This window comes from Streptococcus sp. 2100, assembly GCF_013276335.1.
GTDB lineage: Bacteria > Bacillota > Bacilli > Lactobacillales > Streptococcaceae > Streptococcus > Streptococcus pseudopneumoniae.
The window spans coordinates 1-17304 of record NZ_VMKV01000046.1; the positions used below are offsets into that span (position 1 = coordinate 1).

Genomic DNA, 17304 nt, shown 5'->3' on the forward strand with positions numbered 1-17304 from the left:
TAGTAATATGAAATCAACTAAAGAAGAAATCCAAGCTATCAAAACACTTTTAAGAGACTCTCGTACAGCTAAATATCATAAACGCCTTCAAATCGTTCTATTTCGTCTGATGGGTAAATCTTATAAAGAGATTATAGAGCTTTTAGACTGTAATCAAACAACGATTTGGCCAACTGTAAAAAAATATGAGGAGTTCGGACTCGATTCTCTCCTTCAAGAAACACGTGGTGGTCGTAACCATGCATATATAGAGAAAGCCTTTCTTGCCCGTCATTTGAAGGCTGCAGAGGCAGGAGAATTTGTTACAATTGATGCCTTATTTCAGGCTTATACAAAGGAGTTAGGTCCTTCCTACACACGTGATGCCTTTTATCAACTCTTGAAGTGCCATGGTTGGCGAAATATTAGGCCACGTCCAGAACATCCCAAGAAAGCAGACTCTCAAACCATTGTCGCGTCTAAAAATAAAATCTCAATTCAAGAAGACAAGAAAGCGCTTTAAAACCAGTAGGCATTTTCGTAAGGTTCGCTTGATGTACCAAGATGAGGCTGGTTTCGGTAGAATCAGTAAACTGGGATCTTGTTGGGCTCCAATGGGGAGTAGGTCCACATGTCCATAGTCACTATATACGAGAATTTCGCTATTGTTATGGAGCTGTTGATGCCCATATTGGAAGATATCATGAATCAACTTCAAGATGTTATACAAGGACTGGAGAAGGAGGTGATAAAGTCCATCGTTAATCGGAGATGGACTAGAATGCTTTTTGAAAGCATATGAGTATTATATGCAATTTCTTTATAATAAAAAGACCGGATTGCTCCGATCTTTTAAAGTTCCGCTCTATGAAAATCAAAGAATAAAGTCTACAAGTTTCATATTTGATTTTCGGCGAGAGGAATTATTTAATTGCGCGTGATTGCAACCCTTCTTCTTCCAAGAAGAGACGGAATGGTACGAGTTCTTCTGCTTCGTATTTTTCCTTGAAGGCTTTGATAGCTTCTTCTGAGTGAAGTTTTGGATCCAATTCAAGTACTTCTACTGGAAGTGGACGGTGTGGAGTGATGCGAGCATCGATCACAATAGTTTTACCTTCTTTGTTGAGTTTAACAGCTTCTGCAACAACTGCATCGATGTCTTCGATACGGTCAACTGTAAATCCTACAGCACCTTGCGCTTCAGCGATTTTCGCATAGTCAGCATTAGAGAAGTCACAACCAAACAAGTGTTTGTTTGTGTCTTCGTATTTGTCCTTGATGAAGGCATATTTACCATTTGAGAAGACAACGTTGATAACTGGAAGGTCGTATTGAACGTTTGTGATAACGTCTGGGTAGCACATGTTGAATGCACCGTCACCCATGATGTTCCATACTTGGCGATCTGGATTGTCTTTCTTAGCAGCGATACCACCAGGAAGGGCAATACCCATTGTCGCAAAGAGTGGAGATGTACGCCACATGTTCTTAGGTGTCATGTGAAGGTGACGAGTAGATGTTTGAGTAGTGTCACCTACGTCGATTGAGTAGATAGCGTCTTGATCAGCATGTTTGTTGATTGCATTGTAAACTTGATACAATTGCAATTCACCCTCAGTTTTACCTTCGAGTTTGTTCATGTAATCACGCCAGTTTTGGTTGTTCTTCACGTTTGCACGCCACCATGGAGTAGATTCAACTGGATTCACTTTGTCAAGGATTGCTTTGGCTGCTTGACCTGCATCACCAAGGATTGAAGCGTCAAGGGCGTGACGTTTACCAAGTTTGTAAGGGTCAATATCAACTTGAATGAATTTTTCAGTGTTCTTGAATGCTTCGTAAACTTCAGCAAATGGGAAGTTTGAACCAAGGAAAAGAACTGTGTCTGCTTCAAAGACCACTTCGTTGGCTGGCTTCCAACCAACACGGTAAGCAGAACCTGTCAAACCTTCATAGTTCCATTCGAAAGCTTCAAAGTTTTTACCAGTTGTGATAATTGGTGCTTTGATTTTACGTGACAATTCAGTGATCACTTCACCAGCTTTAACACCACCGTAACCAGCATAGATAACTGGACGTTCAGCATTGTTCAAGATTTCAACAGCTTTGTCGATTTCAACTTCGTTCAAAGCAGGAGCGATAAATGAACGCTCGTATGAACCTGATCCATAGTATGAGTTTTCGTCGATTTCTTGGAAACCAAAGTTTACTGGGATTTCAACAACAGCTGGACCTTTTTTAGAGACTGCAGCACGGCAAGCTTCGTCGATTACTTTTGGTAATTGCTCAGCGTAAGCTACGCGTTTGTTGTATACAGCGATACCGTTGTACATTGGGTTTTGGTTCAATTCTTGGAAAGCATCCATGTTCAATTCATTAACTGGACGTGATCCAAGGATCGCTAGGAATGGAGTATTATCCATAGCTGCATCGTAAACACCGTTAATCAAGTGAGTCGCACCTGGACCACCTGAACCAACTGCAACCCCGATTGAGCCACCGAATTTAGCTTGCATAACCGCTGCAAGAGAACCTGTCTCTTCATGGCGAACTTGCAAGAAGCGGATATCTTTGTCTTCAGCCAAAGCGTCCATCAATGAGCTGAGTGTTCCTGATGGGATACCGTAGATTGTATCTACGCCCCATGTTTTCAATACGTTAAGCATTGCTGCAGATGCAGTAATTTTTCCTTGAGTCATAGTGATAACTCTCCTTCAATTTTTTAGACTTGGAGAATACGATTACATAGAATTGGAAACGTTCTCCAAATTTTTACTATTCCACTATATCATATTTATGTTGACTTTTCTAAAAATCTGCTCAAAACTCTCTACTTTCTATTCTAATACAGTTTTGAAAGTGCTGCCATTCCTGTTTTATAACAAAGAAATCTAGTCATTACTTTTAGTCTATTTTACTAAAGTTTAGTAAGAGTGAACTAGTCAGAACAGATACAGAACTAAAGGCCATGGCTAGACCTGCCAATTCTGGAGTGAGCGCCAATCCAACACCAGAAAAGACTCCTGCTGCAATCGGAATTCCGACGACATTGTAGATAAAGGCCCAGAAAAGATTGAGCAGAATTCGATTAAAGGTTTTCTTACTCATGTCAAAGGCACGCACTACGCCTAGGAGGTTATTGGTTGTCAACACTAAATCTGCTGACTCGATGGCAATATCTGTTCCAGCCCCCATAGCAATTCCCACATCTGCTACACTGAGGGCAGGGGCATCATTGATACCGTCCCCAACAAAGGCTACTTTACCAGCTGATTGTAGTTTATGAATTTCATGGGCTTTTTCTTCTGGCAAGACACCTGCAATGACCTCTTCGATTCCGATTTGATCTGCAATAGCACGCGCCACACCTGCATTGTCTCCTGTCAACATGACTGTTTTAAGGCCACGTTTTTTTAGCTGACTGATGGCTAGCTTGGCATTTTCCTTGGAAATATCTTGCAAAGCAAGCAAGCCTTTGATTTCATTGTCAACAGCCAAGAACACAACTGTCTTAGCTTCTTTTTCTAGTTCTTCTAGTTTATCTTGATAAGTGCTAGAAATGTTCATGCCATCCAGCATTTTAGCATTTCCAAGCAAAACTTGTTTTCCATTGATTTGCCCTGAGACACCTTTTCCGTGCAAGGCTTGGAAATTTTCAACAGTGTGAAACTCAAGTCCAGCTTCACTCGCTCGTTTCACAACGGCTTCAGCCAGTGGGTGTTGAGAAGCTTCTTCCAAGGAAGCTGCCAATCCAAGCACTTCTACTTCGTCGCCGATGATATCTGTGACCACAGGTTTCCCTTCCGTCAAAGTCCCGGTCTTATCAAAGACGATAGTTTGAACTTTCTGGATTTCCTGTAGAACCGTTCCATTTTTGAGGAGAACTCCCATCTTGGCACTGCGACCTGTCCCCACCATAAGGGCTGTCGGTGTTGCAAGTCCCAATGCACAAGGGCAGGAAATAATCAGAACTGCTACTCCATAGAGAAGCGAAGACACAAAGCTCGACCCAAGCACAACTACACTATCCCTGAGCAAGACGAACCAAACCCAAAAGGTCACAATCCCTAAAATGACAACTGCTGGGACAAAAATCCCTGAAATTTTATCCGTCAAGTCCTGAATCGGCGCACGACTTGTCTGAGCTTTCTTCACAAAATCCACAATCTGAGCCAAAACAGTCTCTGAACCGACTTTTTCTGCTCTAAAAACAAGTGTTCCACTATTATTGATGGTTGAGCCAATGACAGTATCTCCAACTGTCTTGTCCACAGGCAGACTCTCACCTGTCACCATAGACTCATCAATACTAGAGACACCTTCTACTACGACACCATCAACCGCAATCTTTTCACCGGGACGCACTCGAATCAGGTCACCTACCTTGACTTGCTCCAAGGGAACTTGAACATAGTTATCCTCACGCAAGACTTCTGCAGTTTTAGCCTGCAAGTCAAGTAATTTCTCCACAGCTTGGGAAGTATTTTTCCGCATTTTCTCCTCAAAAACGGCTCCCATAAGAACGAAGAAGAAGATAAATGCAGCACTTTCAAAGTAAACGGGGAGACCAGCGAAGAGGGCAACTAGGCTATAACCATAGGCCACTAGGGTTCCCAGAGCAACCAAGGTATCCATGTTGGCATTGTGCTTTTTAAAACTAGCCCAAGCACTTTGGATATAAGGCCCACCTGCTACTAGCATAATCGGTGTTGTGGCTAAAAAGGTTCCCCAACGCAGGACTTGGTGACTAATTCCTCCTGTCGACATCCCAATCATGAGAATCACAAGAGGCACAGTAAAGATACTGGTAATCCAAAAACGCTGTAAAAGTGATAGAGATTTTCGAGTCTTCTCAACCACTGTATAGCTTCCTTTTTGCATCTTCATACCACAAGAAAATTCATGTTGGCCTAATTCTTGAGGGGTAAAACGAATGACTTTCTCCTCATCTACGCCGATTGGTTCCAAGATGCCTTCTTCTTCAAACAGAATTTCCTTATAACAGTTTGAAGGTGTCACACGGTGAAAGGTGATCTCAGCTGGAATTCCCTTTTGAAGCTGGATATGGGCTGGATGATAGCCTTTTTCAGCTCGGATACGGATTTTTTGAATGCCATTTTCTAAGCTTGCTTTCACAATTTCTGTCATAGTCTCCACCTACTCTACAATCATCTTGCCGTGCATCATGTTCATACCACAAGCAAAGCCAAACTCTCCAGCCTGCTCAGGCGTGATTTCCACTATATACTCTTCCCCCATAGGTAGGTCCGCATGTACACCAAAATCTGGAAAAACAATTTGGTCCAGACAGGGTGAAGGATCCTTGCGATCAAAGACAATGCGGGCTGGCACTGATTTCTTGAGGATAATCAACTCAGGCGTATAGCCCCCCATGACCTCCACTCGAATCTCTTGGTAGCCCTTTTTTTGCTGGGCCTTTTGTCCAGATTTTTCAGGCTTTTTGAAAAACCAAAACAAGATAAACGCGATAAGGGCAATACAAATAATGGTTACAATACTATTTAACATGACGTCTCCTTTACATACAATTACATTTTACTTCTGTTACAGCGCTTGATTTCTTCTCAGAAATCACAGCTTCCAAGTCTTCCAAGTCAGCCTGAGTAAAATCACATTCAGCAATCAAATCAGCCAACAAGTTCTTAATTCTACGAGAACAAACCTTGTCCTTGATATCTTGGACAAGCAAGTCTCGACTTTGATCCAAAGTTAAAAGGGCTGAATAGACAAAGGACTTGCCTTCTTTTTTCCTTGTCAGACACTCTTTCTCGACCAAACGAGCCAAAAGAGTTTGAATGGTTGACTTGGACCATTCGAACCGCTCCGCCAGAACCCTGATCAAATCCGTACTGGTCTGCTCCCCCTGCATCCAAATAATCTTCATGACCTGCCATTCTGCATCTGAAATCTGCATCAGCACACCTCCAAAATCTACATTTGTCAATTATGTTTCTTAGTATACTCCTAAAGTCTACATTTGTCAATTATGAAATCAATATTTTATTTGAAAAATAGGATTTTAATCATTTGAAAAACGATTTGCAGTCAAATATTACTATATAAACAATAAAAATATGCTATACTAAAGAAAAAAGAAAACAACCACTAGGGGTGCGTAAAGCTGAGATTAACGACTGTTAGACCCTTTGACTCAATCTAGGTAATGCTAGCTGATGGAAGTGGAAATGATAATGGGGACTAGCAGTCTTCTATTGCCTTCCTGAAACAGATTAGCTTGTTCTTAAGAATACAAACTTCAGTTGGTTGGGAGGTTTTAGATGACTTATTTACCCGTTGCTTTGACCATTGCAGGTACTGACCCTAGTGGCGGTGCTGGCATTATGGCTGATTTAAAGTCATTCCAAGCGAGAAATGTCTATGGAATGGCTGTTGTAACCAGTCTTGTCGCTCAAAATACCAGAGGTGTTCAATTGATCGAGCACGTTTCTCCTCAAATGTTGAAAGCCCAATTGGACAGTGCCTTTTCTGATATTCCACCTCAGGCTGTAAAAACTGGGATGTTGGCAACTACCGAAATCATGGAAATCATCCAGCCCTATCTTAAAAAGCTGGATTGTCCCTATGTTTTAGATCCAGTTATGGTAGCGACTAGCGGAGATGCCTTGATCGACTCAGTTGCTAGAGACTATCTCAAAACAAACCTGCTTCCCCTTGCAACCATTATCACGCCCAATCTTCCTGAGGCAGAAGAGATTGTTGGTTTTTCAATCCATGACCCCGAAGACATGCAGCGTGCTGGTCGCCTGATTTTAAAAGAATTTGGTCCTCAGTCTGTGGTCATCAAAGGTGGCCATCTCGAAGGTGGTGCTAAAGATTTCCTCTTTACCAAGGATGATCAATTTGTCTGGGAAAGCCCACGAATTCAAACCTGTCACACCCATGGTACTGGATGTACATTTGCTGCAGTGATTACGGCTGAACTAGCCAAGGGAAAGAGCCTTTACCAGGCAGTTGATAAGGCCAAGGCCTTTATCACGAAAGCCATCCAAGACGCCCCTCAACTCGGTCATGGTTCTGGCCCAGTCAACCATACAAGTTTTAAAGATTAAGAAAAAAACTCTCTAGTTCCCACTTTAAGGGAATTAGAGAGTTTTTATACTCTTCGAAAATCTCTTCAAACTACGTCAGCTTCTATCTGAAACCTCAAGGCAGGGCTTTGAGCAACCTGCGGCTAGCTTTCTAGTTTACTCTTTGATTTTCATTGAGTATTAGTTAGGAAATAATGTCATGCAACTTTGTTAAAAAGGCTTGCGTTTTTGCCTCAATATCTTCTGCCTGCATCAAATCACGCACTACAGCTACACCAGCTATACCCGTGTCCATAAGCTGATCAATATTCTCTGATGTCAAGCCGCCAATAGCAACTACTGGAATGGCGACCGTTTGGCAAATTGTTTTCAAGGTCGATATCAGAGTAATGGGCGCATTTTCCTTGGTGGTGGTTGGGAAAATGGCTCCTGTCCCCAAGTAATCTGCACCTGATTTCTCCGCTTCCAGAGCTCTTTTAACCGTTTTAGCGGTGACACCGAGGATTTTTTCAGAACCCAAGACTTTGCGAGCTACCGAAACCGGTAATTCATCATCTCCGATATGCAGACCTGCTGCATCAACCGCAAGACAAACATCCAACCGATCATCGATTATCAAGGGTACCTGATAAGCATCTGTTATTTCCTTGACTTGTTTTGCCAGTTGATAATATTGATGGGTTGTGAGATTTTTTTCTCGCAATTGGACTATGGTAACCCCTGAACGGCAGGCCGTCTCAACTTTTGCAAGAAAGCTTTCCATGGAATCTTGATAGCTATTGGTTACCAGATATAGTCTAAGTGCTTCTCTATTCATAAACCTCTCCTTTGATGGCATCTAGCCAATTTTCATCTCTTTTTAGAAGCGAAAGCTGATTGAGTACTTGGTAACGAAATTCTTGCAATCCCATTCCTGGAACAACTATTCTCTCAGCAGCGATATTAAGATAAAAGACTGCTAAGCAAGAAGCTTCAAAACCAGTCTTTCCTTGGCTGAGAAAAACGGCTGTCAAGGCTCCAACCAAATCTCCTGTTCCTGTTATCCAGTCTAATTCTGCACAGCCATTCTCCAATACAGCGACCTGATTCTTCGAAACGATAAGGCCCTTGGGGCCTGTGACTAAGAATGACATACCTGAATAGGTCTGACACCAGTCTTTCAAGACTTGAAGTAAATCCTCCGTTTCTTGATCTTTAGCACTCGCATCGACCCCAACGCCGTGGTGTTTTAAGCCAACAAGACTTCGGATTTCCGACATATTTCCTTTAAGGACCGTAGGTCTATGGTCTAAAAGGTCTTTAACTAAGCTCTTACGAATAGAGGAAGCCGTTACGCCAACCGCATCTACTACCATTGGAAGAGAAACTTGAGCTGCATAAGAAGCTGCCATACGGATTGCTTTTTCCTTCTCAGCTGACAAATGCCCCAAATTGATGAAGAGAGCCTGACTTTGCTTAGTAAAATCAAGAACCTCACGGGGATCATCTGCCATGACAGGTTTGCATCCCAGAGCCAAAATCCCATTTGCCAGCATCTCACAAGAAATCTCATTGGTCATACAGTGAATAAGAGAACTCGTTTCCAGAGGAAAAGGATTTATCAATTCCTGCATCATTCTATCCTTTCACCAAAGAAATATCCCTGCACTTTTTTAAAGAATTCCTGCTTGATTAAAAATCGAAAAGCAATAAAGGAAATCGCTGTACCAATCAAGGTTGCTCCGAAAAATCGAGGAGTGTAGATAAACCAGCTAAGCTTAGCAGCCGATCCTGTAAAGAGTACCATAACAGGATAGGAAACAATAGAACCAATAATACCTGTTCCCACAATCTCTCCTAGAGCGGAATAATGAAATTTTCGACCATACTTATAAAAGAGACCTGCCAGGAGGGCTCCAAAAGTTGCTCCTGTAAGAGCTAAAGGTGGAATCCCTTGAGTTGTCATACGGATAAAAGCTGTCACTGTAGCCATAGCCAAGGCATAAACAGGTCCCATCATGATTCCTGCTAGAATATTGACTACACTGGACATCGGTGCCATTCCCTCAATCCGAAAGATAGGTGTAAGGACTACATCAAGGGCAATCATCATAGATAAAATGGTTAATTTGTGAACTTGTAATTGGTGCTTTCTCATGTTTATTATTCTCCTTTTTCTAAAGACTGTAAATCGCTCTTCCATGTCTGGTGTTGGTAGGCCATTTCCCAAAACTTGGCTTCCATATGAACACTGATGTGGAAGGCATCTAGCATTTTTTTCTTGTCTGTCTCATCACTTTCGCGATAGAGTTGATTGACCAGCGCTCCCTCCTCTCTGATCTGTTGCTCTAACTCATCCGTAATATAAGTTTCAATCCATTGTTGGTAGAGAGGATTTGGTGATGGTTTAAGATTAAGTGATTTGCCTATATCATGGTATAACCAAGGACAAGGTAGCAAACTTGCAAAGGCAATGCCCAAGTTTGGCTCTGCAAATTGCCGATAAATGTGAGAAATGTAATGATAGCAGGTGGGAGCGATTGGATGTTGCTCCATTTCCTGATCGCTGATTTCCAATTCCTTGAAAAATTGTTGGCGGATAAACAACTCACCCTCCACTAGACTCTGAGCATTTTGTTTCAAGAGTCTTTTCATCTCTTGATTTGAAGTCTTATCAGCCAAAAGGTGATAGATTTCTGAGAAGGCCTTCAGATAGTAGGCATCCTGAATCAGGTAATAGCGGAAAATGGCAGGTTCTAAATTCCCCTCTTGTAATTGTAAAATAAAGGGATGATGAAAGGAAGCCTGCCAAGCTTCCTTGGATAATTCCATCGCAATATCTGTAAATTCCATAATAACTCCTTTATAAAAATAGACTGGTTTGAAGCAATAAAAAGAACAGCAGGTAGATGAATATTGTCCTTTTAGGAATATAAAAAGTCCGATAGCTATTCTCCACCTGTGCATGTTCGTCATATCCATGCGCCGATAGAGCTCTCAGGTAAAGATGGCGCCACCTAAAGACTGTCATCAGAACCTTGCTGTAAATCAAGGGCGACCAAAAATGTAGTTCTTGACCGCGTAATAAGCAAGCTTCCTTGAGGGACTTGATTTCTTGCTGAATAAGGGGAAAGGAATTGAATACCACAATCAAGGCATAGGCCCATGACCGTGATAACCCCTTTTGAGCCAAGTACAAGAGAAGCTCTTTTAGTGAAATAGAGGAAATAAAGACAAGTCCGATACAAACTATCACAAAGGCCCTCGTTCCAAGCATGACCGCCTGCGAAACATCTCCATGTAACTGAACTGCCCAGTAGTTGGCAAAGGATGGCAAAATGGCAAGCAGAATCATCCAAGCCAACATCTTAAATCGACGGTAATAGAGCATAAAGAAAATACAGAATGCGACTACCGAAAGATTCAGAGCAATCGAAGGAATGAAAGATGTTTCCAAGGATAAAATCAGCAAGAAGAGACTGATAATCGGTGTCTGGGTTGCTACTTTGACCATACTATCTCACCTCCCCTTGGGTATTGCTACTCTGAGATGTGAGTGGTTTGGTAATTGTCACTGTTTTCACATGACTGAGACCCTGACTAGTCATCTCAATCCAATAATCAACCACAGAGATCAAAGGATCTAAACGATGGCTAATGATCAGAAAACTTCTTCCTTGATTTCTCTCCCCCACAATCCACTTGCAAAAATAATGGCAAGCTCTATCATCCAAACCTGCAAAAGGTTCATCTAGCAAAATCACTGAAGCCTTACTGGTCAAGATGGTCAAGAGCTGAAGAATTTTTTGCTGACCACCACTTAATTGATAGGGACTCTTATCGACTGCCTGCTCCAGATCAAAATATCGTAAAGCTTTAAAAATTCGCTGATTTCTTTCAGAATCAGGTCCATCTAATTGGAGCTCTTCTCGCAGACTGACTCTAATAAACTGTTTCTCAGCTTCCTGAACAACACCCGTCAGGTCATGATACAAACTCTTTTTCTTTTTTAGAACCGAACCCTTCCAAGTAATGCGCCCCTTATACTTTTGAAATTGAAGAATGGAGCGAAAGAGAGTTGATTTCCCAACACCATTATCACCCAAGATACAGGAAATTCCTTGGTAGAATGTGAAATCCGCAATCGAAAAGAGGGAGTGCTTATTCAGCTCACAAGTCATTCTATCCATATGGAATAGTTCTGGGCTAGAAGCAACTTCCTTTGAAGTAACCTGGGTCATATCAGAGGTAGGGATTTGAAACACTTCCCTTAGTTGCCCATCTCTTAGCTCCACCATATGGTCGATATAGGCTTCATAGTCCGTTAAATCATGGTCGCACAAAATAACTGTCCTCCCATTAGAAGCTAACTCTTTTAGAATCTCCAATATCTCTATCCTACTCTTGCGGTCAATGGAAGCAAAAGGCTCATCCAAGAGATAGACCCTAGGATTCATAGCAAAGAGAACAGCCAAAGCAGCTTTTTGCTTTTCCCCACCTGATAAGTGATGAATGGGACGGTGCAAGATTGCCTTGCAGCGACATTGCTGGACTACCTCTGCTATTTTTGAATCAATTTCCTGAACGGGATGGCCGATATTCTCTAGGGTAAAAACCAACTCCTCAAACAAGTTCTCCATGGTAAATTGATGATTGGGATTTTGAAATAGAATACCAACCGTCTGGATACGTTCGATGATAGAAAGCTGACTGACCTCGCTCCCGTTTATCAGGACTTGACCGCTATAGGGAAGAGAACTGACTTGGGCAATCATTTGAAAGAGACTCAATTTTCCTGAACCACTGCTCCCAACTAACAAGGTAAAAGCTTGCCCATGAAAAGTAAAATCAATCGGTTCCGAAAAAATTGGGGACTGAATCTCCCGTAATTCCAGACCCATCTATGCTTTTCCTCCAGTTGCAAACTGATGATAGAGTTTGACAATAGCACGAACCAAGATAGTACAGAAGAAATAAACAGAAATAAAACGTACCACTAGCAAGGAAAGGACAAAAGGAAGGGAGAAGGCATAGTAACCTAACTTAATGTATTCATAGACAAAGCTAACAAGCGTAATCCCAATACTATTGGCAGTTAGAGAGAGCCAACTTTCATAGCGATTCTTGGTTACGATAAAACCAAGTTCACTTCCCAAACCTTGAACCAAGCCAGACAAAAGGGCACCTAGACCGAATTGGCTACCATAAAGAACTTCAGCAAGCGCAGCTAGCACTTCTCCAATCGTTGCACTTCCGACTCTCGGAACAAAGATGGCCGCAATGGGCGCAGCCATACACCAGAGTCCAAAGAGGATTTCATTGGCAAAAGCCTGTAAACCAAGAGGTGTTAAGAGTAGGCTGAGAATATTATACACATATCCTGAACCCACAAAAACGCCACCAAAAAAGATAGACAAGAAAGCAAGCAAGATAACATCTTTTAACTGCCATTTTTTCAACATAAAAAACTCTTTTTTTTAAAGAAAAGTGGGGCACTCAAGGTGAGCTACCAAAAGGTTTATATCACCTTCATCCAGTTTCGTAAAAGAAAAAACTCTAATTACAGATAGGAATTAGAGTTTAGCTTACAAGATTAGACCGTTCTTTTCGACATACGAAAAAAACATTTCACATTTCCCTTCGCCAGTCTTAACTGTATCAGGTTCAATGGGTATCATCTCAGCCTAAAGCACCCCAAATGTCTTTATTATTTAATTATATAACTATTATAACAAATGATTTATTACAATTCAAGAAATTGAACTGGAAATACAGCCTTGCACTCACAAAGACAGCAGATCTTTCTTTTGAAAAAACCAAATGTCTTGTTTGATAGATTAGCTATTTAAACTGAATCTGGATATATCTTTTTAGAAAAGGAAAACTTCCACTTACTTAGAATCCAAGGATAGATACCTATTGTTCACTCATTTCCCGAACAGTTTTTTCTATATTTTTTGCATACGATATTGCTGAAATGATTGAAACACCGTCAACATTAGTCTTCATAATGTCTTTAATATGTTGCGTCTGTATCCCACCAATTGCAACTAAGGGCATTTGTGGCAATAGTTTTCTCATCAATTTAAGACCTTCATAACCTATAGCGCCACCAGCATCATCTTTTGACTGGGTATCAAATACAGGACCAACACCAACATAATCTACATATTCAACTTTTGACTGTTGAAATTCTTTCTCGTTTTTTATAGAAAGACCAATTATTTTATCTGGCATCAATTTTCTAATTTCATCAACTCCAAGGTCATCTTGTCCTACATGTACGCCATCAGCGTCAATTTCCATCGCCAAATCAATATCATCATTAACAATAAACGGAACATTGTATTTTTTACAAAGATCCTGTAGTTTAATTGCTACTTCGACTTTTTCTTTACCTTCTAAGGCTCCCTCCCCTTTTTCACGAAATTGAAATAAGGTTATACCACCTTTTAAGGCTTCCTCAACGACTCTATATAGATCTTTACCTTGGCAAGTAGTCGTTCCACAAATAAAATATAGTTTTAGTAATTCTTTATGAAACATTTTACTTCACTCTTTTGAATTCCTTTACATCTTCATCTGAAATCTCATATAAGGCATTTATAAATTCAACTTTAAATGTCCCAGGAAGATGCCCATTGGGGCATTTTTCTGCCATTTCTCCAGCGATATTGTAAACCAACATTGCTGTTTCTAATGATTTCAATTCTTGACCTTTTTCAAGTCCGATAAAGCTTGCTATTACAGCACCTAATAAGCATCCTGTCCCAATAACTTTTGGCATCATGGCACTACCATTATGAATCGTTACCACTTCTCCATTTACAGCAATAGCATCCACTTCACCTGTTACTACTATTGGAATATTGAACTTCTCATTTGCTGCTAGAGCAATTTCATCAATATTATCTACGCCCGCACTATCTACTCCTTTAGATGCCACATTTATCCCTACTAAAGAAGCAATCTCTCCAGCATTCCCCCTAATCGCAGCTAGTTTGTAATTGTTGATTAAATCATCTGCTACTTTTTTTCTATATTCTCCTGCTCCACAGGCTACAGGATCTAAAACTGCTGGGACATTATATTTCTCTGCAATTTTCAGAGCAGCTTGGTATAATTTCCAATTATCATCCGTTAAAGTCCCAATGTTAATCAATAATCCTCCAGCATATTTTAATAGATCTTCTAAGTCTGCTGGGTACTCGCTCATAGCTGGTGAGGCACCCAGTGCTACTAATCCATTTGCTGTGAAATTTTTTACTACATCATTGGTTATGCAAATGACCAAAGGTGCTTTTTCTTTTAATAATTTTAAACTTGTCATATTGAAATCCTTCCTTTTCACTTTATACGATATACTGATTTCGATTTATCTCTATCTTTTGTTAAGAAATTTTTTTCATTTACATTGAATGATTTACCTCATCAAATTTGTAAATATCCTAAACTTTCTCTAGGCGTCATAACCAATATCAAAAAAGGCTAATTCTAAAGCGACCGCTTGATTCCAGCGTTGCTGAAGTTCTGTCAAATCTTCTCGACCTTTCCCGACACGATTGAGTTCGTCAACCAGAAATTGAACCCACTCTGCAAAGAAAGGATCTCTGTGGAGATTGATCCATTCCGAATGAATATAGCCTTCAGGTATAGGCAGATCTTTAGAACCCCAGTCTAAATAGAGACCTTCTGCAATGACCAGCATGACCAAAAGATGGGCATAGTCTGATGAAGCCACTGCCGAATACATTAGATCCTGAAAGGCTTTTGTTACAGGATGCAAGGTCACTTCCATATAGTCATTCTCTGCTACTTTTAACTCTTTGAAAGCCTTTTGGAAATAGCCATCTTCATCTGCTTCAAGAAAACCTAGTTGCTTGGCAAAACGAAGCTTGGATTCAAGCTGGTCTGCGTGGGCTACGCAGGCACCCAACATGGATAGGAAGGCATCAAAGAAGTGATAATCTTGAATCAGGTAGTCTTTTAAGGCCTTATTCTCAATTGTCCCTGCAAAAAGTTCCTTAACAAAACGATGATTGATTGCAGCCTGCCAATCCTTCTGACTGCTTTTTAATAATTCTCCAACAGTCAAACCTGGCTGAAATGCATAAATCTGTGTTTCCATATTTACTTCTCCTCTCTTTACTTGTTAGTAATTAATAAAACACCAAGAAATACCAAGTAAAATCGTAATTCCACTTGATTCTTTTAAAGAACATCGAGGACATTTGCAGAGAGCTACCTAAACAAGCCTATCCAGTTTTATATAAACAAAAAAACTCCAATTACAATCAAGAATTAGAGTTGACTTACAAGATTAGACCGTTCATTTCACCATACGAAAAAAACTGTTCACATTTCCCTTCGCCAGTCTTAACTGTATCAGGTTCAATGGGTATCATCTCAGCCTAAAGCACCCCAAATGTCTTTATTATTTAATTACTAGACCATTATAACAGAAATTGAAAGCCCTAGCAAGATATTTGACCGAAAAATATCTTTATATAGTTTTTGATAGCGATTTATTCTTCCAATACACGAAGAAAAACCTCCACATTCAGTGGAGGCAATCTCTTTTATCAATACAATTTTAAGTCACGAGGGTCAACTGGGAAGGTTGGGTTGTATGGGTTGTGACGAAGTTTGAAGTGTTTGACATCTTCAATGGTCTGAGTTCCAGACAATTGCATAACTGTCTTCAATTCCGCATTCAAGTGTTCAAAGACTTGACGCACACCAACACTACCACCAAGAGCCAAACCATAAATAGCAGGGCGACCAATAGCTACCAAGTCTGCTCCTGAAGCCAAGGCTTTAAAGACGTGTTGACCACGACGAACACCAGAGTCAAAGACAATTGGCACACGTCTATCAACTGCTTCTGACACTTCTTGAAGCGAGTCAAAAGCAGCTGGTCCACCGTCGATTTGACGACCACCGTGGTTGGTTACCCAGATACCAGAAGCTCCTGCAGCAAGTGAACGCTCAACGTCCTCACGGCATTGTGGTCCCTTGACATAGACAGGAAGTCCAGAGTATTCAGCGATAAATTCTACATCGCGTGGAGACAAGCGCTGTTTAGCTGATTTGTAAACAAAGTCCATTGATTTACCAGCACCTTCTGGCAGGTATTCTTCAACAATCGGCATGCCAACTGGGAAGACAAAACCATTACGCTTATCCACCTCACGATTGCCCCCTACAGTAGCATCTGCCGTCAAGACAATCGCTTTATAACCTTCAGCCTTCACACGGTCCATGATGTGGCGGTTGATACCGTCATCCTTACTAAAGTAAAATTGGAACCAATGAGGTGTCCCTTGAAGGGCTTCAGAAATCTCTGGAAGGTCAACAGTAGAGTAAGAACTGGTTGTATAAAGAGAACCGAACTCATGCACACCACGCGCAGTCGCCACTTCACCCTGTTCATTCGCTAATTTATGAGCCGCAACAGGCGCCATAATGATTGGTGAGGATAGTTTTTCACCTGCAAATTCAATCTCTGTACTTGGATTTTCAACATCGCAAAGCGTATGTGGAACGATGAGTTTGTGGTTAAAGGCACGGATATTCTCTCTTAAAGTGAAAGTATCTTCTGCCCCACTAGCAATATAGCCAAATGCTGCTTTAGGGATCACTTGTTGCGCCATTGGCTCCAAATCATAGGTATTAATGAAATCTACATGCCCTTCTGCATTGCTTGTTTTGTATGACATAAACTGTCCTCCTTGATTAAGTAAGCGTTTGCTTTTTACTATACATCTATAATAACTCTTTTTTCAATCATTTTCAAGAGTTTTGCTTAAAAACAATCTTATTTTTCATACAATATATTAGCCCTACTTTCCTTAAACTCTAAACTTTAGTCTATATTAAGTGAATCGTTGAGATTTTTTGCTGCCAGGCATTTGAACTACTTTTTTATTTGCTGATTCTATCTACTGATGCTATAAAAAACAAGTAAATAAGACACCAGAACATCCTCTAATAGGGCCTATGGACTTATATCAGTCCCATATATACTGTGTTTAAGCAAGATACTATCCTAGTTGACGCTAACTTCCTATCCCACTTATTAATTTTTTATTTATAGTGAATCTGAACAAATCAATTGGGGGATCCAAGTCAATTTCTAGTACTTTTTGAAAAGTTTCAACGTACTATCGTAAAATGAAATAAAACATGCGCAAATTGATTAGGGAATTTAAACCAATTTCTAACAATGTCTTAGAAATCAAAGTGTACTATTTCAACTGTAACCGCCCAATAACGA

At 40.7% G+C, this 17304-nt stretch carries 16 protein-coding genes, 1 pseudogene and 3 riboswitches; of the genes and pseudogenes, 2 read left to right on the forward strand and 15 right to left on the reverse strand.

What is annotated here, in order from left to right; all coding sequences use genetic code 11:
- Nucleotides 1-7: 7 nt before the first annotated feature.
- Nucleotides 8-781, forward strand: a pseudogene (locus HT669_RS07430) (IS630 family transposase).
- 121 nt (nucleotides 782-902) lie between these two features.
- On the opposite strand, the gene spxB reads toward HT669_RS07430, so the two are convergent.
- The 4 genes from spxB to HT669_RS07450 all read right to left on the reverse strand — a co-directional run bounded on the left by spxB (nucleotide 903) and on the right by HT669_RS07450 (nucleotide 5914).
- Nucleotides 903-2678, reverse strand: coding sequence for a pyruvate oxidase (spxB, locus tag HT669_RS07435; RefSeq protein WP_023941447.1), 1776 nt, complete (start codon nucleotides 2676-2678; stop codon nucleotides 903-905).
- Between the two features lie 205 nt (nucleotides 2679-2883).
- Nucleotides 2884-5127, reverse strand: a complete 2244-nt coding sequence (locus HT669_RS07440; protein ID WP_023933973.1) for a heavy metal translocating P-type ATPase — start codon at nucleotides 5125-5127, stop codon at nucleotides 2884-2886.
- 9 nt (nucleotides 5128-5136) lie between these two features.
- Nucleotides 5137-5508 (reverse strand): cupredoxin domain-containing protein, encoded by a 372-nt coding sequence (locus HT669_RS07445; RefSeq protein WP_050283358.1) that lies wholly within the window; start codon nucleotides 5506-5508, stop codon nucleotides 5137-5139.
- Between the two features lie 10 nt (nucleotides 5509-5518).
- On the reverse strand, nucleotides 5519-5914 hold the full coding sequence (locus HT669_RS07450; protein WP_050283357.1) for a CopY/TcrY family copper transport repressor: 396 nt from the start codon (nucleotides 5912-5914) through the stop codon (nucleotides 5519-5521).
- Nucleotides 5915-6097: 183 nt separating this feature from the next.
- A riboswitch (TPP riboswitch) is annotated at nucleotides 6098-6195 on the forward strand.
- Nucleotides 6196-6278: 83 nt separating this feature from the next.
- Here HT669_RS07450 and thiD point away from each other — a divergent pair.
- The gene (gene thiD, locus HT669_RS07455; protein ID WP_101514670.1) at nucleotides 6279-7070 is read left to right on the forward strand and encodes a bifunctional hydroxymethylpyrimidine kinase/phosphomethylpyrimidine kinase; all 792 of its coding nucleotides are present in this window, start codon (nucleotides 6279-6281) and stop codon (nucleotides 7068-7070) included.
- Between the two features lie 163 nt (nucleotides 7071-7233).
- Here the strand turns inward: thiD and thiE (HT669_RS07460) are convergent, their stop codons facing one another.
- The 11 genes from thiE (HT669_RS07460) to lctO form a co-directional block, all read right to left on the reverse strand.
- On the reverse strand, nucleotides 7234-7866 hold the full coding sequence (gene thiE / locus HT669_RS07460) for a thiamine phosphate synthase (protein ID WP_172933669.1): 633 nt from the start codon (nucleotides 7864-7866) through the stop codon (nucleotides 7234-7236).
- Nucleotides 7859-8662 carry a hydroxyethylthiazole kinase gene (locus HT669_RS07465; protein ID WP_172933670.1) on the reverse strand — a complete coding sequence of 268 codons (804 nt, stop codon included), beginning with the start codon at nucleotides 8660-8662 and terminating at the stop codon, nucleotides 7859-7861. The genes thiE (HT669_RS07460) and HT669_RS07465 overlap by 8 nt, the downstream gene beginning before the upstream one ends.
- A complete protein-coding gene (gene thiW / locus HT669_RS07470) occupies nucleotides 8662-9186 on the reverse strand; it encodes an energy coupling factor transporter S component ThiW (RefSeq protein ID WP_001225551.1) in 525 nt (174 codons plus the stop codon). Before thiW ends, HT669_RS07465 begins: the two co-directional genes overlap by 1 nt.
- Nucleotides 9187-9191: 5 nt before the next feature.
- Nucleotides 9192-9881, reverse strand: a complete 690-nt coding sequence (tenA, locus tag HT669_RS07475) for a thiaminase II (RefSeq protein WP_101514668.1) — start codon at nucleotides 9879-9881, stop codon at nucleotides 9192-9194.
- Between the two features lie 10 nt (nucleotides 9882-9891).
- A complete protein-coding gene (locus tag HT669_RS07480; RefSeq protein ID WP_172933671.1) occupies nucleotides 9892-10542 on the reverse strand; it encodes an energy-coupling factor transporter transmembrane component T in 651 nt (216 codons plus the stop codon).
- 1 nt (nucleotide 10543) lies between these two features.
- Nucleotides 10544-11929 (reverse strand): ABC transporter ATP-binding protein, encoded by a 1386-nt coding sequence (locus HT669_RS07485; RefSeq protein ID WP_101514666.1) that lies wholly within the window; start codon nucleotides 11927-11929, stop codon nucleotides 10544-10546.
- Nucleotides 11930-12490 (reverse strand): ECF transporter S component, encoded by a 561-nt coding sequence (locus tag HT669_RS07490; RefSeq protein WP_000915290.1) that lies wholly within the window; start codon nucleotides 12488-12490, stop codon nucleotides 11930-11932.
- Nucleotides 12491-12646: 156 nt separating this feature from the next.
- Nucleotides 12647-12735, reverse strand: a riboswitch (TPP riboswitch).
- Between the two features lie 209 nt (nucleotides 12736-12944).
- Nucleotides 12945-13574 (reverse strand): thiamine phosphate synthase, encoded by a 630-nt coding sequence (thiE, locus tag HT669_RS07495; protein ID WP_101514665.1) that lies wholly within the window; start codon nucleotides 13572-13574, stop codon nucleotides 12945-12947.
- A gap of 1 nt (nucleotide 13575) precedes the next feature.
- Nucleotides 13576-14358, reverse strand: a complete 783-nt coding sequence (gene thiM / locus HT669_RS07500) for a hydroxyethylthiazole kinase (protein WP_165778291.1) — start codon at nucleotides 14356-14358, stop codon at nucleotides 13576-13578.
- A 129-nt stretch (nucleotides 14359-14487) separates the two neighbouring features.
- Nucleotides 14488-15156 carry a TenA family protein gene (locus tag HT669_RS07505; RefSeq protein WP_172922234.1) on the reverse strand — a complete coding sequence of 223 codons (669 nt, stop codon included), beginning with the start codon at nucleotides 15154-15156 and terminating at the stop codon, nucleotides 14488-14490.
- Nucleotides 15157-15373: 217 nt separating this feature from the next.
- Nucleotides 15374-15462, reverse strand: a riboswitch (TPP riboswitch).
- 148 nt (nucleotides 15463-15610) lie between these two features.
- Entirely contained in the window at nucleotides 15611-16747 is a 1137-nt protein-coding gene (gene lctO, locus HT669_RS07510) for an L-lactate oxidase (protein ID WP_055356914.1), read from the reverse strand.
- Nucleotides 16748-17304 lie beyond the last annotated feature (557 nt).